16 protein-coding genes are annotated in these 17,473 nt (G+C 45.5%); 11 read left to right on the forward strand and 5 right to left on the reverse strand.

Annotated features, from left to right (window positions below; genetic code table 11):
* Nucleotides 1–111: 111 nt before the first annotated feature.
* A complete protein-coding gene (locus tag ACED45_RS04730) occupies nt 112–1,323 on the forward strand; it encodes an argininosuccinate synthase (RefSeq protein WP_017061137.1) in 1,212 nt (403 codons plus the stop codon).
* A gap of 347 nt (nt 1,324–1,670) precedes the next feature.
* Entirely contained in the window at nt 1,671–3,545 is a 1,875-nt protein-coding gene (gene argH / locus ACED45_RS04735; protein WP_371713396.1) for an argininosuccinate lyase, read from the forward strand.
* A 254-nt stretch (nt 3,546–3,799) separates the two neighbouring features.
* Here the strand turns inward: argH and ACED45_RS04740 are convergent, their stop codons facing one another.
* The gene (locus ACED45_RS04740; protein ID WP_371713397.1) at nt 3,800–4,048 is read right to left on the reverse strand and encodes a DUF3624 domain-containing protein; all 249 of its coding nucleotides are present in this window, start codon (nt 4,046–4,048) and stop codon (nt 3,800–3,802) included.
* Between the two features lie 87 nt (nt 4,049–4,135).
* On the opposite strand from ACED45_RS04740, the gene ACED45_RS04745 reads away from it, so the two are divergent.
* A complete protein-coding gene (locus ACED45_RS04745) occupies nt 4,136–4,483 on the forward strand; it encodes a RidA family protein (RefSeq protein ID WP_004737155.1) in 348 nt (115 codons plus the stop codon).
* Nucleotides 4,484–4,738: 255 nt separating this feature from the next.
* On the opposite strand, the gene ACED45_RS04750 is transcribed toward ACED45_RS04745, so the two are convergent.
* From ACED45_RS04750 to ACED45_RS04760, 3 genes are all read right to left on the reverse strand, one after another.
* On the reverse strand, nt 4,739–6,205 hold the full coding sequence (locus ACED45_RS04750) for a dihydrolipoyl dehydrogenase (protein WP_371713398.1): 1,467 nt from the start codon (nt 6,203–6,205) through the stop codon (nt 4,739–4,741).
* A gap of 273 nt (nt 6,206–6,478) precedes the next feature.
* Complete coding sequence (locus ACED45_RS04755; RefSeq protein ID WP_017061133.1) at nt 6,479–7,207, reverse strand: glutathione peroxidase; 729 nt, start codon at nt 7,205–7,207, stop codon at nt 6,479–6,481.
* Between the two features lie 44 nt (nt 7,208–7,251).
* Nucleotides 7,252–7,431 (reverse strand): hypothetical protein, encoded by a 180-nt coding sequence (locus tag ACED45_RS04760; protein WP_017096544.1) that lies wholly within the window; start codon nt 7,429–7,431, stop codon nt 7,252–7,254.
* On the opposite strand from ACED45_RS04760, the gene oxyR reads away from it, so the two are divergent.
* Entirely contained in the window at nt 7,430–8,323 is an 894-nt protein-coding gene (gene oxyR / locus ACED45_RS04765; protein ID WP_371713399.1) for a DNA-binding transcriptional regulator OxyR, read from the forward strand. The two genes, ACED45_RS04760 and oxyR, sit on opposite strands and share 2 nt — an antisense overlap.
* 111 nt (nt 8,324–8,434) lie before the next feature.
* Here the strand turns inward: oxyR and ACED45_RS04770 are convergent, their stop codons facing one another.
* Nucleotides 8,435–10,996, reverse strand: coding sequence for a penicillin-binding protein 1A (locus ACED45_RS04770; protein ID WP_371713400.1), 2,562 nt, complete (start codon nt 10,994–10,996; stop codon nt 8,435–8,437).
* Between the two features lie 151 nt (nt 10,997–11,147).
* Between ACED45_RS04770 and pilM the strand changes: the two genes are divergently transcribed.
* The 7 genes from pilM to aroB all read left to right on the forward strand — a co-directional run bounded on the left by pilM (nt 11,148) and on the right by aroB (nt 17,461).
* Nucleotides 11,148–12,173, forward strand: coding sequence for a type IV pilus assembly protein PilM (pilM, locus tag ACED45_RS04775; protein WP_371713401.1), 1,026 nt, complete (start codon nt 11,148–11,150; stop codon nt 12,171–12,173).
* Nucleotides 12,157–12,771: a PilN domain-containing protein gene (locus ACED45_RS04780; protein ID WP_371713402.1), complete on the forward strand. Its 615-nt coding sequence runs from the start codon at nt 12,157–12,159 to the stop codon at nt 12,769–12,771. The genes pilM and ACED45_RS04780 overlap by 17 nt, the downstream gene beginning before the upstream one ends.
* Nucleotides 12,764–13,393 (forward strand): type 4a pilus biogenesis protein PilO, encoded by a 630-nt coding sequence (locus ACED45_RS04785; protein ID WP_371713403.1) that lies wholly within the window; start codon nt 12,764–12,766, stop codon nt 13,391–13,393. Before ACED45_RS04780 ends, ACED45_RS04785 begins: the two co-directional genes overlap by 8 nt.
* Nucleotides 13,380–13,898 (forward strand): pilus assembly protein PilP, encoded by a 519-nt coding sequence (locus ACED45_RS04790; protein WP_048605381.1) that lies wholly within the window; start codon nt 13,380–13,382, stop codon nt 13,896–13,898. Before ACED45_RS04785 ends, ACED45_RS04790 begins: the two co-directional genes overlap by 14 nt.
* A 59-nt stretch (nt 13,899–13,957) precedes the next feature.
* Nucleotides 13,958–15,652, forward strand: coding sequence for a type IV pilus secretin PilQ (locus tag ACED45_RS04795; protein ID WP_371713415.1), 1,695 nt, complete (start codon nt 13,958–13,960; stop codon nt 15,650–15,652).
* A gap of 176 nt (nt 15,653–15,828) precedes the next feature.
* The gene (aroK, locus tag ACED45_RS04800) at nt 15,829–16,347 is read left to right on the forward strand and encodes a shikimate kinase AroK (RefSeq protein WP_017061125.1); all 519 of its coding nucleotides are present in this window, start codon (nt 15,829–15,831) and stop codon (nt 16,345–16,347) included.
* Nucleotides 16,348–16,372: 25 nt separating this feature from the next.
* The gene (aroB, locus tag ACED45_RS04805; RefSeq protein WP_017061124.1) at nt 16,373–17,461 is read left to right on the forward strand and encodes a 3-dehydroquinate synthase; all 1,089 of its coding nucleotides are present in this window, start codon (nt 16,373–16,375) and stop codon (nt 17,459–17,461) included.
* Nucleotides 17,462–17,473 lie beyond the last annotated feature (12 nt).

The following is a 17,473-nucleotide window of genomic DNA, read 5'->3' on the forward strand; positions in this document are numbered from 1 at the left end:
CTCACAACGAGTCACTGCTTAAAGAATTTAGACAAATTAAATAAACATATAATTATGAAGTCATTTCCAACGCTGACCGCCATGTGCAGTATGGAAACTAGGAGAAAGAAAATGAGCAAAGTTAACGTAAAGAAAGTTGTAGTAGCCTACTCTGGCGGTCTAGACACATCCGTAATCATCCCATGGTTGAAAGAGAACTATGACTGTGAAGTGGTTGCGTTTGTCGCGGATGTTGGTCAAGGCGACGAAGAGTTGATTGGTATCGAGGAGAAAGCGAAAGCTTCTGGTGCTTCTGAGTGTTACATCGCAGACCTTAAAGAAGAGATGGTGGCAGATTATATCTACCCAACACTAAAAACAGGCGCTTACTACGAAGGCAAATACCTACTAGGTACTTCTATGGCTCGTCCAATCATCGCGAAAGCGCAGGTTGAAGTCGCACGTAAAGTCGGTGCTGACGCGCTGTGTCACGGTTGTACTGGTAAAGGCAATGACCAAGTTCGTTTTGAAGGTGCATTCGCAGCACTAGCACCAGACCTACACGTAATTGCACCATGGCGTGAGTGGGATCTAGTGAGCCGTGAAGAGTGTCTAGATTACCTAGCAGAGCGTAACATCCCTTGTACCGCTTCTCTTACTAAGATTTACTCGCGTGATGCAAACGCATGGCACATCTCAACAGAAGGTGGCGTTCTAGAAAATACATGGAACGCACCTAACGAAGATTGCTGGGCTTGGACTGTAGATCCAGAGCAAGCGCCAAACGAATCTGAAACAGTGACATTGAAAGTTGAAAAAGGCGAAGTGGTAGCGGTAGATGGTGAAACAATGACGCCATACAACGCACTGGTTTACCTAAATGAGAAAGGCGCTAAGCACGGTGTTGGTCGTATCGATATCGTAGAGAACCGTCTTGTTGGTATGAAGTCTCGTGGTTGTTACGAAACTCCGGGTGGCACAATCATGATGGAAGCACTGCGCGCAGTAGAGCAACTGGTTCTTGATAAAGCGGCATTCGAATTCCGTGAAGAGCTGGGTGTTAAAGCTTCTCACCTTGTATACGACGGTCGTTGGTTCACTCCGCTATGTAAGTCAATCCTTGCAGCGACAGAAGAGCTAGCACAAGACGTGAATGGTGAAGTGGTTATCAAACTTTACAAAGGCCATGCAACGGTGACTCAGAAGCGTTCTGACAACAGCCTGTACTCAGAAGAGTTTGCAACCTTTGGTGAAGATGAAGTTTACGACCAAAGCCACGCTGAAGGCTTCATCCGTCTTTACTCTCTATCAAGCCGTATCCGTGCTCTGAATAGCCAAAAGTAATGCTAACAATGAGTTAGTGAACTAGCCTTTAGCGAAAGGTTGAAGGCCAGTAAACAGACATGATTATGCAAAGCCCATTCACTATTGATTAGTGAGTGGGCTTTTTACTTTCTAATCGTCTAATAAATCAGCTTCGGTTTTTACTATGTGATGGCATATAATTCGCGCTCCACGCTGAAAATAATCAATGGATTCAATTTGCGGTGAATAAATATGTGAAAATAATGAATTAATACTTTATTTTCATTTTGAATTGCCGTAAGTTTAAACCATCAGAAAAATACTGAATCTTAATCAGAATTATCATTTGCAAAAACAGTGAGCACTGTGCAATTAGGAGATACACAATGGCATTATGGGGCGGTAGATTTACCCAAGCAGCAGACACCCGGTTCAAAGATTTTAACGATTCTCTTCGTTTTGATTACCGATTGGCTGAGCAAGACATTGTGGGCTCAATTGCCTGGTCTAAAGCTCTACTGTCGGTCAACGTATTAACAGAAGAAGAGCAACAGAAGCTTGAGTTAGCGCTGAATGAGCTAAAACTTGAGGTGATGGAAGATCCTGAACAGATTCTACGTTCTGATGCAGAAGATATTCACAGCTGGGTTGAGCAACAACTTATCGGCAAAGTCGGTGACTTGGGTAAAAAGCTTCACACGGGACGTTCTCGTAATGACCAAGTGGCGACCGATCTGAAACTATGGTGCCGTCAGCAAGGTAACCAACTACTGCTAGCGCTTGATCGTCTGCAGAGCCAAATGGTGAACGTTGCCTCTCAGCATCAAGAAACCGTGCTGCCTGGCTACACTCACTTACAACGTGCTCAGCCGGTAACTTTTGCTCATTGGTGCTTGGCTTACGTTGAAATGCTTGAGCGTGATTATTCACGTTTGAATGATGCGATTAAGCGTCTAGATACATGTCCGCTGGGTTCTGGTGCCCTTGCAGGAACTGCTTACCCGATGGACCGTGAAGAGTTAGCTCACAACTTAGGTTTCCGTCGTGCAACGCGCAACTCTCTAGATTCAGTCTCTGACCGTGACCATGTGATGGAGCTAATGTCGATTGCTTCTATCTCTATGCTTCACCTTTCGCGTCTTGCAGAAGATATGATTTTCTACAACTCAGGTGAATCGAACTTCATCGAGTTAGCGGATACAGTGACGTCAGGTTCATCTCTGATGCCACAAAAGAAAAACCCGGATGCGCTAGAACTTATCCGTGGCAAAACGGGCCGTGTATATGGTTCATTAGCAGCAATGATGATGACAGTGAAAGCTCTGCCTTTGGCGTACAACAAAGACATGCAAGAAGATAAAGAGGGTTTATTCGACGCTTTAGACACTTGGAATGACTGTATGGAAATGGCTGCTCTTTGTTTTGACGGCATTAAAGTGAACGGCGAACGTACACTTGAAGCAGCGAAACAAGGCTACGCGAACTCAACAGAGCTGGCTGATTACCTAGTAGCGAAAGGGATTCCTTTCCGTGAAGCTCACCACATTGTTGGTGTAACAGTCGTCGCGGCGATTGCTAAAGGCTGTGCACTAGAAGAATTAACCATCGCAGAGATGAAAGAGTTCTCTGAGGTGATTGAAGAGGATGTGTATGACATCCTGACCATTGAATCGTGTCTTGAAAAACGTAGCGCGCTAGGTGGTGTATCTCCACAGCAAGTGGCTTACGCGGTTGACCAAGCTGAGAAACGTTTGGCGCAGCGTGATACTTCCATCGTCAAGGTTCGTCCTGCTCGTTTGACTGACATTGAAGCATTGGAAGGCATGGTGGCTTACTGGGCGAACATGGGTGAAAACCTGCCTCGCTCTCGTAATGAACTGGTGCGTGATATTGGTTCGTTTGCGGTCGCAGAACATCATGGTGAGGTAACAGGTTGTGCATCGCTCTATGTGTATGACTCTGGCTTAGCGGAAATACGTTCACTCGGTGTTGAAGCCGGTTGGCAAGGTCAAGGGCAGGGTACAGCGATTGTGCAGCACTTGGTGGATAAAGCACGACAAATGGCCATTAAGAAGGTGTTTGTGCTGACTCGTACTCCAGAGTTCTTTATGAAGCATGACTTCTTACCGACATCAAAATCTCTGCTGCCAGAGAAGGTGCTGAAAGATTGTGACCAGTGTCCTCGTCAACATGCATGCGATGAAGTGGCGTTGGAAGTGAACTTGGTAGAGCAGATTATCGCTAAGGTTAATGTTGCATAAGGCATTGATTTTATAGCTCCTAAAAAAAAGATCAAAAATCTGATCTTTTTTGGGAACAAACTGAGAAAAGTCTGGTCTATTAAAGTACCACTGCTTTTTCTTAGAATTTTCTAAGAAAGCCCTAGAATCGATTGGTTCTGGGGCTTTTTTCTATCTGCTGTTTGGGAAATTATACTCGTTCGATTGTTGTGACCAATTATCGGAGTATTGAACCTATCATCTAACCATTATTGCCTATCCAACAAACACCGCAGCTAACGCTTTTTGTTCCTTAAAGGCAGCACCAAAAACTTCATTATCCAATGCAACGACAATAAGCCACTGAATGAGAAAGCTGCCATCATCAAAGCGATGGCATTGATGGTTTTTGGGTCTTCTCTGAAAAATAGCCACCACGCTCCCCAACTCAAAATCGACAACACCATCAGCTGATTCATGCAGCGCTGGCAACGACCGAGTTTGTTACGGATTTTTTCACTTTTATTGCAATGAAGACATGTCATCTTGGGCTTGATTCGCGTTATGCTTGTTGCCCTGATAATAACACGTCACAAGATATTGGATCACGGTGACATAGAGAGAGAAGATCGATGATTGAGCGCCAAGAAACCAAGCAACGCATGAGCCGTATTGTTAAACACAACGGTACTATCTACCTATGTGGCCAAGTTTGTGCGGATGCAACCAAAGGCATTACAGAGCAAACACAGACGATGCTAGATAAAGTCGAAGCCCTACTTGAGCAAGCAGGCAGCGACAAAGAGCACATGCTGTCAGCAACGATTTACTTGAAAGACATGAAAGACTTCCAAGAAATGAACGCAGTTTGGGATGCATGGGTTCCTGAAGGTCACGCCCCAGCTCGCGCATGTGTGACTGGCGACATGGCTCGTGAAGCACTACTAGTTGAAATCTCTGTGATTGCCGCTGAGAAGTAATTCTCTCGCATTTAGCGATAAGTAACGGTTTTAAGAGATTCCAGATACCTCGTCCCTCGGTTCTGGAATGACGGATTAAGTTTTGGTTTAGTTGCATAAATAAATCAACGTCATTCCCGTTAGTGACGAAGGAGCGTGGTCGGGAATCTGTTATTTGCTCGTTACCAAAAACAAAAAGGAAAGCCAATGGCTTTCCTTTTTAGTATCTAGTCTTTGTTTACAGATCAAACTGCTACCTGTCTCAATGACCTGAGATTAACAACCAGGGCCACAATCTAGACAGTGTTTCACCATCTCTGGACCAAGGTGCAGTTTCGCATTGAGGTCACGTAACGCTGTTCGTACACCTTCTTCAATTACTGGGTGGTAAAATGGCATATCCAACATTTCAGAAACCGTCATCTTTTTCTGGTGTGCCCATGCGAGTAAGTGAGCCAAATGTTCTGCGTTTGGTCCCATCATCTCAGCACCAAGGAAACGGCCTGTACCTTGCTCGCCGTAAACGTGCAGAATACCTTTGTTGCGTAGCATCACTCGTGAACGACCTTGGTTCTCGAAAGACACTTCACCGGTTGCGAAACAACCACATGTGCCTAAGCGGGTTATGATCTCTTTGTATGTTTCACCAACCATCGCGATTTGTGGGTCAGAGAATACCGCAGAGATTTTAGAGCGGCGCAAGCCTGCGCGAATCTCTGGGAAGCGACCTGCATTATCACCCGCAATACGTGCTTGGTCTGCTGCTTCATGCAGTAGAGGCAGTTGGTTGCTTGCATCACCAGCGATAAATACTGATGGTAGTGATGTTTGAAGCGTGTAGTGGTCAGCGATAGGAACACCACGTTCATCAAGCTCAAGAGAGGTATTCTCTAGGCCAAGTTTATCTGTATTAGGACGACGACCTGTTGCTGCCAGTATGTACTCAACGACGTTAGTTTCTAGCTCACCTTGCTTATTGATGAACTGGATTTCGACACGATCTTCACCTGACTCAGTGGTAATACGCTTCATGCTTTCGATTTTCACGTCGGCATCTAGGTAGAACTCTTCATTGAAGGCTTTATCTGCATACGCCATGATTTCTGGGTCGGTTACTGGGCCAACTTGACCACCCAAACCGAACAGTTTGGTCTTCACACCTAAGCGGTGTAGTGACTGACCAAGCTCAAGGCCAATAACACCAGGGCCAAATACTGCAACCGATTCTGGTAAATCATCCCAGCTGAATACGTCATCATTAATGATTAGACGGTCGCCAAGTTCATTCCAAACTGCAGGGTATGCAGGGCGCGAACCAGTCGCGATAACAATGCGCTTAGCCGTCACAACCGTGTGATCATCAATTTGTAGTGTATTGTCGTCTAAGAACTTTGCGTAACCAGAGATCTTGTCTTGCTCTGGGATTTCATCGACGCCTTCTAAAACAAAACCAACAAAACGGTCGCGTTCAAACTTCACTCGGTCCATCACTTCACGACCGTTAATTACGATATCGCCTTGAGGGTGAACGCCAAAAGCCGGAGCTTTCTCGATTTGGTGTACGCTTTCCGCAGCTGCAATAAGCAGTTTAGATGGCATACAACCAACACGAGCACAGGTTGTACCGTAAGGACCACCTTCAATCATCACGACACTGTCAGTGTGTGCTTTTGCAGCGCGGTAGGAACCTAAACCTGCCGTACCGCCCCCGATAACTGCTACATCTACATTGACTTGTTTCATAATAATTTTCTCGCAATGGCTAAATTTGGTTTGAACGAACCCCTCCAACTCTGATGATTTTTTGAGAGTCAGGATAGCGGGTCAGTTTTGTGATTCTGTTTTATTAGGTTTAGCTTGTGACTCTGCTTTTATTGCTAACTATAGGTTAGTAAAAGACAGGCGAGTCACCAGCTAGATTCTTTTTCCAAAACTCAGATAAGAGCGTTTGGAATAGCTAACCCACAAGAGGGTGGGTTAGCTGATACTTCTAAGCCTATATCGGCGATGAAGCGATTAGCCTAGGAAAGTTTCTAGTTCTTCGCTACCACCGATGTGTTTGCCACCGATGAATACTTGAGGAACCGTTGTGCGACCAGAGATTGCACGTAGGCTTACTGTAGTAGCGTCTTTACCTAGTACGACTTCTTCGTAGTTCAGACCTTTGTCGATTAGGTTCTGTTTTGCTTTCATACAGAAAGGACAACCTGGCTTAGTGAATACTGTGATTGACTCTTGCTCTTTGTGCTCAGGAGCAAGGTAGTTAAGCATAGTATCAGCATCAGAAACCTTGAACGGGTCGCCTGGTACGTCTTCTTCGATGAACATTTTTTCTACCACGCCGTTTTTAACCAGCATGCTGTAGCGCCATGAACGTTTGCCGAAGCCGATGTCGTTTTTCTCAACTAGCATGCCCATGCCGTCTGTGAAATCACCGTTACCATCTGGGATGAATGTGATGTTTTCCGCTTCTTGGTCAGCTTTCCAAGCGTTCATTACGAATGTGTCGTTTACTGAAACACATAGAATGTCATCAACACCGTTCTCTTTGAATACAGAGTGTAGCTCGTTGTAACGAGGTAGGTGGCTTGAAGAACATGTTGGTGTAAACGCACCTGGTAGGCTGAATACGATAACTGTCTTGTCTTTGAATAGCTCTTCCGTCGTTACGTTAACCCATGCATCACCTTGGCGAGTTGGGAATGTGACTTGAGGGATTGATTGACCTTCTTTAGATGCAAACATATTGATTTCCTTAAATAGTATTTTTAATTTTGTTCTATCAGAGCTTAACGTTTTTCTTCGCTCTGTTTCGTTTCGTTGAGCCCATTATTAGATAAATCCTTTGATAGCTCTAATCGTTTGATGTTATGGTTTTGATAGGTGAATTCTATCAAGAGCATTTTTCTTTTAAATGTTTCTATTAGAACCCTTGTTCTTATTAAAACCTGAGGTAAGAGACTGATCATGAACATTCGTGACTTTGAATACTTGGTGGCGCTCGCAGAGCATAAACACTTCCGAAAAGCGGCAGAAGCGTGCTTTGTCAGTCAGCCCACGCTAAGCGGTCAAATACGCAAACTAGAAGATGAAATTGGACTTCAGTTAACCGAGCGCAGTCCAAGGAAGGTCATATTTACAGAATCAGGGTTACAACTTGTTGAACAAGCCAAGCGTATTCTCAATGAGGTGAAAACTTTTAAAGATATGGCGAGTGGACACGGTGAAGCGATGACGGGGCCAATGCACATTGGTTTTATTCCAACCGTGGGGCCTTACATTCTGCCTAAGATTGTTCCTCATCTTAAAGAGAGCTTCCCAGATCTTGAGCTTTACCTGCATGAAGCTCAGACCCACCAGTTAGTGAGCCAACTTGAAGATGGCAAGCTTGATTGCTTGGTACTGGCTGCGGTTGATGAAACTGCGGTGTTTAAAGAGATTGATGTGTATGACGAGCCATTAAGTGTTGCTGTTCCATGTGACCATGAATGGGCTCAGCAAGATACTGTCGATATGCTGCAGCTAAATGGACAAACAGTACTGGCGCTAGGTGATGGTCACTGTTTAAGAGACCAAGCCTTGGGCTTCTGTTTTGCTGCGGGCGCAAAAGACGATGAGCGCTTTAAGGCAACCAGCTTAGAAACGCTGCGTAACATGGTCGCGGCTGGGGCAGGCATTACCTTGTTACCTCAGTTATCGGTGCCAAAGGAAAAGCAGAAAGACGGCGTGTGTTACGTACCTGCGGTGAATCCAACGCCTTCACGTAGAATTGTCGTGGCTTACCGTCCGGGCTCTCCATTGAAGGGACGTTTCGAGCAACTGGCTGAAACTATCCGTACGCAATTAGAAAAAGCGCTTTAATGTTCGAACTAAGAACCTAGACTGCTCAAGTTGTAGAAATAAAAAAGGGTTGATATGAATTCATATCAACCCTTTTTATTGGTTCATGTTGCTAGGGTCTGTTGACCCTATCTAGAACAGTTCTTCTACTGCTTCACCCGATGAGGTTGAGTAGATGTCATCATTGAAACGTTCAGTGATGTATTCGGTTGGCTCTGTGCCTTTCTCGAAGTACTCGAACATCGATGAGCTATCGAACTTGTTAGTCAGTAAGCCAGTTTCACGGTCGATACGAACACGGACGATGTTATCCGGAAGCTCTTTACGCTCAGCAGGAACACCCGCTAACGCCGTACCCATGAAATCAACCCATGCAGGTTCTGCTGTTTTCGCGCCAGCTTCTGCACCTGTAATCTGATTCTTACCAAGGTTCGAGTTCGCTTTGGTTCTGCCTAGGTTACGGTTGTGGTTGTCAAAACCAACCCATACCGTTGCAACCATGCCAGGGCCGTAACCGCTGTACCAAGTATCTTTTGAGTCGTTGGTAGTACCGGTTTTACCGCCAATGTCACGACGCTTCAACGGCTGTGCACGCCAACCTGTACCGTTCCAACCAGTACCCGCGCTCCAATCACCGCCACCCCAGATGTTGCTGTACATCATTTCACGAACAAGGAATGCGTTCTGTTCAGAGATAACTTGAGGTGCGTATTGTACTTTGGCATCAACGTCTTGCTCTGCAAACTCATCCGCCATTGGATCTGCGGTCATTTGTTGTTGGCAATCATCTTTACACACGACTTTTGGTGTCGCTTCAAATTCAGTCTCACCAAATGGTGTTTCAATGCGACTGATGTAGAAAGGTTCAACGTAGTAGCCGCCATTAGCGAATACTGAGTAACCTTGAGCTACCTTCATTGGCGTTAAGCTGCCAGCACCCAGAGCAATGGTTTCAGAGCGCGGTACTTCGTCAATATCAAAACCAAATCGAGTTAAGTAGTTACGAGTATCATCTAGGCCTACTTCACGTAGTACACGTACCGCCATTACGTTTTTAGACTGAGCTAAGCCAATACGTAAACGAGTTGGACCCACGTAAGTCGGTGGCGAGTTCTTTGGTCGCCACGCTGTACCTTGGCTCTTATCCCATTGGTTAATCGGAGCATCATTGATCAGTGAGGCTAGCGTTAAGCCTTTCTCAATCGCTGCTGAGTAGATAAATGGTTTGATACCAGAACCCACCTGACGAATAGATTGCGTTGCACGGTTGAATTTGTTGTGAACAAAGTTAAAGCCACCGACCATCGACAATACCGCGCCGTTGTTCGGGTTCATTGCAACAAATGCGGTGTTCGCATTAGGTACTTGGCTTAGTCGCCATACAATCGGTGTCTCTGATTCTGCCGTAGCTGACTCTTCTGTCGGCTCTTCAGAGACTTCATCGCCGGTAACGGCTTCATGGCGAACCCAGATTTGTTCACCAACAGCTAGAACTTCTTTCGCTTGAGAAGGGGCTGGTCCTTGGCGGTTATCCGTTAGGAATTTACGCGCCCAGCTCATGCCTTGCCATTCGATAGTGCCTTCACCTTGATTCTTAACCCAAATTTGAGCACTTTTCGAATCAACCGCGGTAACAACAGCAGGGACTAGGTCACCATAGGTTGGTTGAGACTTTAGGTGCTTAACGATTTGTTCTTGATCCCACGCTGATTGCGCAGTCTGCCACAATACTTTTTCTGCACCACGGTAGCCGTGACGCTCATCGTAGCCAAGTAGGTTCTTAATCGCCGCTTGGTTCGCTGCTTTTTGCAGTTTTGAATCAACGGTGGTGTAGACCTTCATACCTGATGTATAAGCTTGTTCACCGTAGCGTTCCACCATCCAAGCACGTGCAACTTCAGCAACATATGGCGCGCTCAGTTCGATCTCTGCACCGTGGTATTTCGAGATAAGTTTTTCGCTACGAGCGTCATCGAACTCTGCTTGAGTGATGTATTTCTCGTCTAACATACGACGTAATACAACGTTACGACGGTTAGTCGCGCGCTCAACAGAGTAAATAGGGTTCATTGTAGAAGGTGCTTTTGGCATACCCGCAAGCGTAGCAATTTCACTTAGCGTTAGATCAGGAAGATCCTTACCGAAGTAAACACGTGCTGCCGCGCCAAAACCATACGAACGGTGACCAAGGAAGATCTTGTTTACGTAAAGCTCCATGATCTCTTCTTTACTAAGAAGCTGCTCAATGTGGATTGCAATGAAGATCTCTTTGATCTTACGCATGATCTTTTTCTCATTAGATAAGAAGAAGTTACGCGCAAGCTGCTGAGTAATAGTACTCGCACCTTGTTTTGCTGAACCCGACATGGCAACCACGAGTGCTGCACGTGTGATACCGATTGGGTCAATACCAGGGTGCTCATAGAAACGGCTATCTTCGGTGGCAATCAGAGCCTCAACTAAGTGGCGAGGAATCTCGTCATAAGTCACCGGGTTACGACGCTTTTCGCCAAATTGAGAGATCAACTTACCGTCTTGACTGAAGACCTGCATCGGCGTTTGGAGTTCTACGTCGCGCAAAGTGGCAACATCAGGCAACTCTGGTTTTACGTAATAATAAAACCCGAAAATTGTACTGACTCCAAGAATCATGCAAATCAATGTAAATATGAATAATCGCTTTATGAACTTCACCGGATAATCCCTGATTAGTTAAGGCTGATAAGCAGCAAACCCTTGTACTCTAGGCTAAAAACTTAGCTTTCGTTTATTAACGCTTATTTAACTAATAATCACAACCCCTAGATAATCAACGAAATGCTTGGCACTTCAGGAGCTAGGTCACATGGGTTCATCATTAATTACAGGTATAGATATAAATCATCACAGCATCAAAGCCGTGGTACTAAAACCCGTGGGGGAGTTGTATGCCCTAGTGGGATACAAAGAGCTGCCGATTTCGGACGACATTTTTACAGCTAACCATACTTTGGAGTATCAGAAAACTGTTAAGAAACTTAAAGAACTTAGGAAAGGACTGCCTTTTGGCTGTCGCAACGTCGCCATTTCGGTACCTGATAACACGGTGATCAGCAAAGTACTGCAAATAGAGAGTGAGTTAGAGGACAGAGAAAAAGAGTTTTCTATCTATCAAACCTTCGCCCATCAATCTCCCTTTCCTATCGAGGAGCTGAGTTTAGATTTTGTAAAGCTGGAAGACAAACGATTTGGTAAAGGTTCGACAAGCAATTATCAGGTATACGCCACTCGTAAGGAAGTGGTGGATAGCCGAGCGGATGCATTAACTAAGGCTGGTTTTAAACCTGTGGTGGTAGATACACAGGCACATGGGCTGCTCAATATCTGGCAACTAGCCTCGCGTCTGTATCCCGAAAAGAAAAACTGGCTGCTGGTGGATGTTGGCATCGACCAAACGTCGCTAGGAGTTATCCCGCAGAATTCAGCGCCTTTCTATAAAGACATCGCTTTTGGTACTCAAGACCTTCGCAGCTCGGATAACCCAAGTGATATAGATGGTGGGCTCGGCACGGCTGAAGATACCCATCGATTCATTGTTAATTTGATTGAGAAGCTCAAGCGTCAATTACAGCTCTATTCATCGGGAAATGCGCAGCAACCTATCTCTGGGATCTGGCTGATGGGTGAGGGTGCCAGCATTCCTATGGTAACTGAAGAGCTAGAGCGCCATTTTCAGCTGAGCTGTGAGTCATTGAATCCTTTGTCTCTGTTTGAGAACAAGGTCGCCAAGAGACGTCGACTGCCAATGGACTGGCAACACTTTGGCATTGCCGCGGGTATGGCGATGAGTGGACTTAAGTGGCAGGGAGAAAAGCATGCTGCATCAAATTAACCTGCTGCCGTGGCGTGATGAGATTCGTGCTCAGCACAAGAAGCGTTTTATCCATCTGGTCATTCTTGGCGTCATCATTGCGCTTACAGGGCAATGGGCGGTTGGTCACTATTTTCACGACCAACAAGCCAAGCAACAAGCTCGTCTCAATTACCTCAATCAGTACATCGCTGAGCTCGACCGACAAATTCAGTCATTAAAAGTCGCAGAGCAAGAGCACAAAGCGATTCTGACTCGACTTGATGTAGTGGAGTCGCTGCAGCTTGGCCGCAATAAGACCACCGACTTTATGAACTTGATGCCGGATCTGATTCCTAAGGGCGTGTATGTCGATAAGATAAAGATGAATGGTCAGGAGATTGAAATGTCGGGTATCAGCGATAGTACTGCTCGTCTCGCTACCATGTTGGATAACCTCGAGCATTCAGATTCTCTGGAAGGGGTCGAGATGCACTCTATCGTTCATAACCGTAAGCGCTTCAATAAAGAGTTTCAGACCTTCAAGGTCTCTTTTGTGTTCAGCCCAGTGCCTTTAGAAAACACAACCGCAGAGAGCACAGCCACGAGCAGAAAAGAGAAGGGGGCACATCATGGCTAACCTTCAAAATAGGATTAGTTGGCAAAATAGGATGAGCTTGCAAGATCTCGATGTTGATGAGATCACCGAATGGCCATTGCTGCCTCAGCTTCTCGTGATTCTGGTGCTGATAGTGTTAATCCAAGGTGTTGGTACTTGGCTTTATGTGTTGCCGCTCGACGATGAACTGCAACAGATGAAGCAACAGGAGCAGACCTTAAAAACGACCTTGAGGATAAAGGCGAATAAGGTTGCAGCCTTGCCTCAGTTGCAGAGCCAGTTGGATGAGCTAACCAGCCGTTACGATTACTTGTTAGAGCAGCTGCCCGTTCAAAAGGAGTTGGCGAGTATGTTGGCCTCAGTGAATGAGCTCGGTTTGGATAACGCGCTGACCTTCACTCGAATTGATTGGGGGCAAAAGCAGAATAAGGAATTCCTCTATCGATTGCCTCTCAATATTGAGCTAACAGGTGGCTATCACGAGATTGGTGACTTCTCTGCTGCCATCGCCAAGCTGCCGCGTATTATCAGCTTTGATGATGTGAATTGGCAGAGAGTCAGCCAAGAAAGTAGCACGCTGCACTTTAGGGTTCGAGCTTATACCTACCAGTTTAAATCGGAGGTCAATGATGAAACCCAATAGTGCGTTTTACTCAATCGTGTTGCTGCTTGCGTTATCAGGCTGCAAGGCTAATCAAGACTCACTGCAAGACTTTGTGGCGCAGGTTGAAGCCAAAGCGAGAAAAGACGTCGAGCAACTTGTCCCAGCAACTGAATTCACGGCGGCGACTTATCAGCGCCGTGCCTTTCGTCCTCCCTTTGAACTGCCTAAAGAAGCCATTGTGCAAAACCAACCCTTGGTGAAGAAAGACTGTTGGCAACCCAGCGCCCGTTCTCGTAATGGCAAGTTAGAGAAGTATCCGCTGAGTAAGCTTCGTTTAAGAGGCGTGATGGGCAGTGGGTCAAGCGTGTTCGGCTTAGTGCAAACACCCAAAGGCAACGTGGTCAACGTCAAGAAAGGCCAGTTTATCGGCTTAAACAATGGTCGAGTTACTAAGGTGACGAGCCAATACGTTCAGATTAATGAAACTCTTCCAGATGGCTTAGGTTGTTGGCATAAGCGCAACGTTAGGCTGGCTCTGAAGTAAACCAATGTCACATGATGTGGATATGAGATGTAAATATGATTAAAGGAATAAGTGAGTCAATGAACAAAGGGCTGAAAGGCTTGATGGTGTCTGTGATGTTGGTTTTTAGCGTATTTAGTTACGCAGAGAGCCTACCAAATAAATTAGAGAATATTGATTTTAGGGTTAATAAGGATAAAGACGCCGTCATTATCATTGAGCTAGCGACCAGCACCGCTGTGGTGGATGTTCAACGTGCTCAGGAAGGGTTAAGTATCGAGTTAATCAATACTCAGGTTGATGATGACAAGCTTTACCTACTGGATGTGAAAGACTTCGCCACCTTGGTTGAAGGTATTGAGGTCTACAAAGAGACACCAAGCACTCGGCTTCTAGCGACGATTAGCAATGACTATCAGTATGAATATAATCTAAAGGGGCGCTTTATTGAGGTGGTGATCAGCAAACCGGTTATCGATGAAGTGACCAAAGAAAAAAGCGTTCTAGAGAAAGAGGGCAAGCTGATATCGATTAACTTCCAAGATATCCCAGTACGAAATGTCCTGCAGTTGATTGCCGACTATAACGATTTCAATCTCGTGGTGTCTGATTCGGTAGCCGGAAACCTGACGTTACGTTTAGATGGCGTACCTTGGCAGCAAGTTCTCGACATTATCTTGCAAGTTAAAGGCTTGGATAAGCGTGTTGATCGCAATGTGATCTTGGTCGCGCCGAAAGCGGAACTCGATCTTCGAGAGCAACAAGCGTTAGAGAAATCTCGCTTGGAAGAGGAGTTAGGGGAGCTTAAGTCAGAAATCATCAAGATTAACTTTGCTAAAGCCACCGACATTGCCGACATGATTGGCGGTGAAGGCACGGTCAGTATGTTGTCCGATCGTGGTTCAATTACCATTGATGAGCGCACCAACTCACTGCTCATTCGTGAGCTGGAAGAAAACATTGCCGTGATCCGAGGTATTATTGAATCGTTAGACATTCCAGTGAAGCAGGTACAGATAGAGGCGCGTATCGTAACCGTCACTGAGGGTAATCTTGATGAGCTTGGTGTGCGCTGGGGTGTTTCTTCAACCAACGGAAGCTTCACCGTAGGCGGTTCAATCGAAGGCAACCACCCATCAGCGATTACGCCGTATGACGACGATAGCGGCAGCAGCGTGATTGATGACTATCTCAACGTAAATTTAGGAGCAACATCGCCGAACGCCTCGAGTATTGCGTTTCAGGTAGCCAAGTTGGGTTCGGATACCTTGCTTGATCTTGAATTGTCAGCACTGCAACAAGAGTCGAAAGCTGAAATTATTTCGAGCCCACGCTTAATCACCACCAATAAAAAGCCCGCCTATATTGAGCAAGGTACTGAAATTCCTTATTTAGAGTCCTCTTCAAGTGGCGCTACGTCGGTCGCGTTTAAGAAAGCAGTGTTGAGTCTTAAGGTGACACCGCAGATCACGCCCGACAATCGTTTGGTATTGGATTTGAGCGTGACTCAAGATAGGCCTGGGCAGGTGGTAAAAACCGGAACGGGTGAAGCGGTCGCAATTGATACGCAAAGGATAGGTACGCAAGTGCTTGTTAATAATGGTGAAACTGTCGTGCTTGGCGGGATATTTCAACACAGCGTGAGCAGTACGGTGGATAAAGTTCCTCTGTTGGGAGACCTGCCAGTTTTGGGTGCATTGTTCCGTCGCAGCTATGAAAATGTGGGTAAAAGTGAACTGCTTATTTTTGTCACACCTAAAGTTGTGATTCAGTAATGAACAATTAGATTAAAAATAAAGTTGCATTAGTGGCACCTAACCTTGATAATTTCGGGTCTTATCACGAATTATCTGTGAGGAATCGGTGCCACGGGCCTTTTAATTTCAGTACTTGTACTGACCTACCTTGTGGCGATGTCATTGAATTAACGTTGTAAATTACTGCTAAAAACATGGCTGAGAAACGCAATATTTTTCTTGTTGGCCCAATGGGCGCCGGCAAAAGTACAATTGGTAGACACCTAGCTTCCCAACTTCATATGGAGTTTCTAGACTCTGACACTGTGATCGAAGAGCGCACTGGCGCAGACATCGCATGGGTTTTTGATGTTGAGGGCGAAGAAGGTTTCCGTAAGCGCGAAGAATCTGTAATCAATGATCTGACAGAAGAACAAGGTATTGTTCTTGCGACAGGTGGTGGTTCAGTGTTGAGCAAAGAAAACCGTAACCGTCTATCTGCACGAGGCATTGTTGTATACCTAGAGACAACAATTGAAAAGCAACTTGCTCGCACTAACCGCGACAAGAAACGCCCTCTACTTCAAACAGACAACCCGCGTGATGTGCTAGAAGATCTAGCTGTATCTCGCAACGCACTATACGAAGAAGTGGCGGACTACACAGTTCGTACTGACGACCAAAGTGCAAAAGTGGTAGCCAACCAGATCGTAAAAATGCTAGAAGAACGTTAAGTTCATTTTTTCGGAGAGCAAACCCATGGAACGGATTACGGTCAATCTAGCTGAGCGTAGCTACCCTATCTCTATTGGCGCCGGGTTATTTGAAGACCCGGCGTACCTTTCTTTTTTATCAGGTAAGCAGAAAGTTGTTGTTATCAGTAATGTGACAGTAGCGCCTCTTTATGCTGATAAAATTTTATCGCTATTGGATCAAGTTGGCTGTCAGACATCTCTTCTCGAGCTGCCAGATGGTGAACAGTACAAAACCCTTGAAACGTTCAATTCAGTGATGAGCTACATGCTTGAAGGAAATTACAGCCGCGATGTGGTGGTGATTGCTTTAGGTGGTGGTGTTATCGGTGACTTGGTCGGTTTTGCTGCCTCTTGTTACCAACGCGGTATTGATTTCATTCAAATTCCGACGACCCTTCTTTCTCAAGTGGACTCTTCTGTTGGTGGTAAAACCGCAGTAAACCATCCTCTTGGTAAGAATATGATCGGTGCTTTTTACCAACCGAAATCTGTGATTATCGATACCAACTGTTTATCAACGCTTCCAGAGCGTGAGTTTGCAGCGGGCATTGCTGAGGTGATCAAATACGGCATCATTTACGATGAAGCCTTCTTTGATTGGTTGGAGCAGAATCTAGAGAAACTTTATCAACTTGATGAAGAAGCACTGATCACCGCGATTGCTCGTTGTTGTGCAATTAAGGCTGAAGTGGTGGCTCTAGATGAAAAAGAGTCAGGAATCAGAGCGTTATTGAACCTAGGTCATACATTTGGTCATGCGATTGAAGCAGAACTAGGCTATGGTAATTGGCTACATGGTGAAGCTGTGTCGTCAGGCACTGTAATGGCAGCTAAAACAGCTCAATTACAGGGACTGATCTCTCAGCAGCAACTTGAGCGAATTATTTCTATACTCAAGAATGCGAAACTACCAATCCATACGCCAGAAAGCATGTCTTTTGAAGACTTTATGAAGCATATGATGCGCGATAAAAAAGTGCTGTCTGGTCAGTTACGTTTGGTATTACCAACAAGTATTGGTACTGCTGAAGTGGTTGCTGATGTGCCTCAAGACATCATTAAACAAGCGATCGATTTCTGCCGTACTCTTTAAATTTGGTTGTGA

Origin of the sequence: Vibrio crassostreae (genome assembly GCF_041439375.1) — a bacterium.
GTDB lineage: Bacteria > Pseudomonadota > Gammaproteobacteria > Enterobacterales > Vibrionaceae > Vibrio > Vibrio crassostreae_D.

What these genes read in the sequence shown, in the direction of transcription:
- ACED45_RS04750 (WP_371713398.1), bottom strand. Translation starts at nt 6,205, where the DNA reads ATGAAACAAGTCAATGTAGATGTAGCAGTTATCGGGGGCGGTACGGCA.
- oxyR (WP_371713399.1), top strand. Translation starts at nt 7,430, where the DNA reads ATGAACATTCGTGACTTTGAATACTTGGTGGCGCTCGCAGAGCATAAA.
- ACED45_RS04790 (WP_048605381.1), top strand. Translation starts at nt 13,380, where the DNA reads ATGAAACCCAATAGTGCGTTTTACTCAATCGTGTTGCTGCTTGCGTTA.
- ACED45_RS04760 (WP_017096544.1), bottom strand. Translation starts at nt 7,431, where the DNA reads ATGATCAGTCTCTTACCTCAGGTTTTAATAAGAACAAGGGTTCTAATA.
- ACED45_RS04795 (WP_371713415.1), top strand. Translation starts at nt 13,958, where the DNA reads ATGAACAAAGGGCTGAAAGGCTTGATGGTGTCTGTGATGTTGGTTTTT.
- aroB (WP_017061124.1), top strand. Translation starts at nt 16,373, where the DNA reads ATGGAACGGATTACGGTCAATCTAGCTGAGCGTAGCTACCCTATCTCT.
- ACED45_RS04755 (WP_017061133.1), bottom strand. Translation starts at nt 7,207, where the DNA reads ATGTTTGCATCTAAAGAAGGTCAATCAATCCCTCAAGTCACATTCCCA.
- ACED45_RS04740 (WP_371713397.1), bottom strand. Translation starts at nt 4,048, where the DNA reads ATGACATGTCTTCATTGCAATAAAAGTGAAAAAATCCGTAACAAACTC.
- ACED45_RS04780 (WP_371713402.1), top strand. Translation starts at nt 12,157, where the DNA reads ATGCTGCATCAAATTAACCTGCTGCCGTGGCGTGATGAGATTCGTGCT.
- argH (WP_371713396.1), top strand. Translation starts at nt 1,671, where the DNA reads ATGGCATTATGGGGCGGTAGATTTACCCAAGCAGCAGACACCCGGTTC.
- aroK (WP_017061125.1), top strand. Translation starts at nt 15,829, where the DNA reads ATGGCTGAGAAACGCAATATTTTTCTTGTTGGCCCAATGGGCGCCGGC.
- pilM (WP_371713401.1), top strand. Translation starts at nt 11,148, where the DNA reads ATGGGTTCATCATTAATTACAGGTATAGATATAAATCATCACAGCATC.
- ACED45_RS04745 (WP_004737155.1), top strand. Translation starts at nt 4,136, where the DNA reads ATGATTGAGCGCCAAGAAACCAAGCAACGCATGAGCCGTATTGTTAAA.
- ACED45_RS04730 (WP_017061137.1), top strand. Translation starts at nt 112, where the DNA reads ATGAGCAAAGTTAACGTAAAGAAAGTTGTAGTAGCCTACTCTGGCGGT.
- ACED45_RS04785 (WP_371713403.1), top strand. Translation starts at nt 12,764, where the DNA reads ATGGCTAACCTTCAAAATAGGATTAGTTGGCAAAATAGGATGAGCTTG.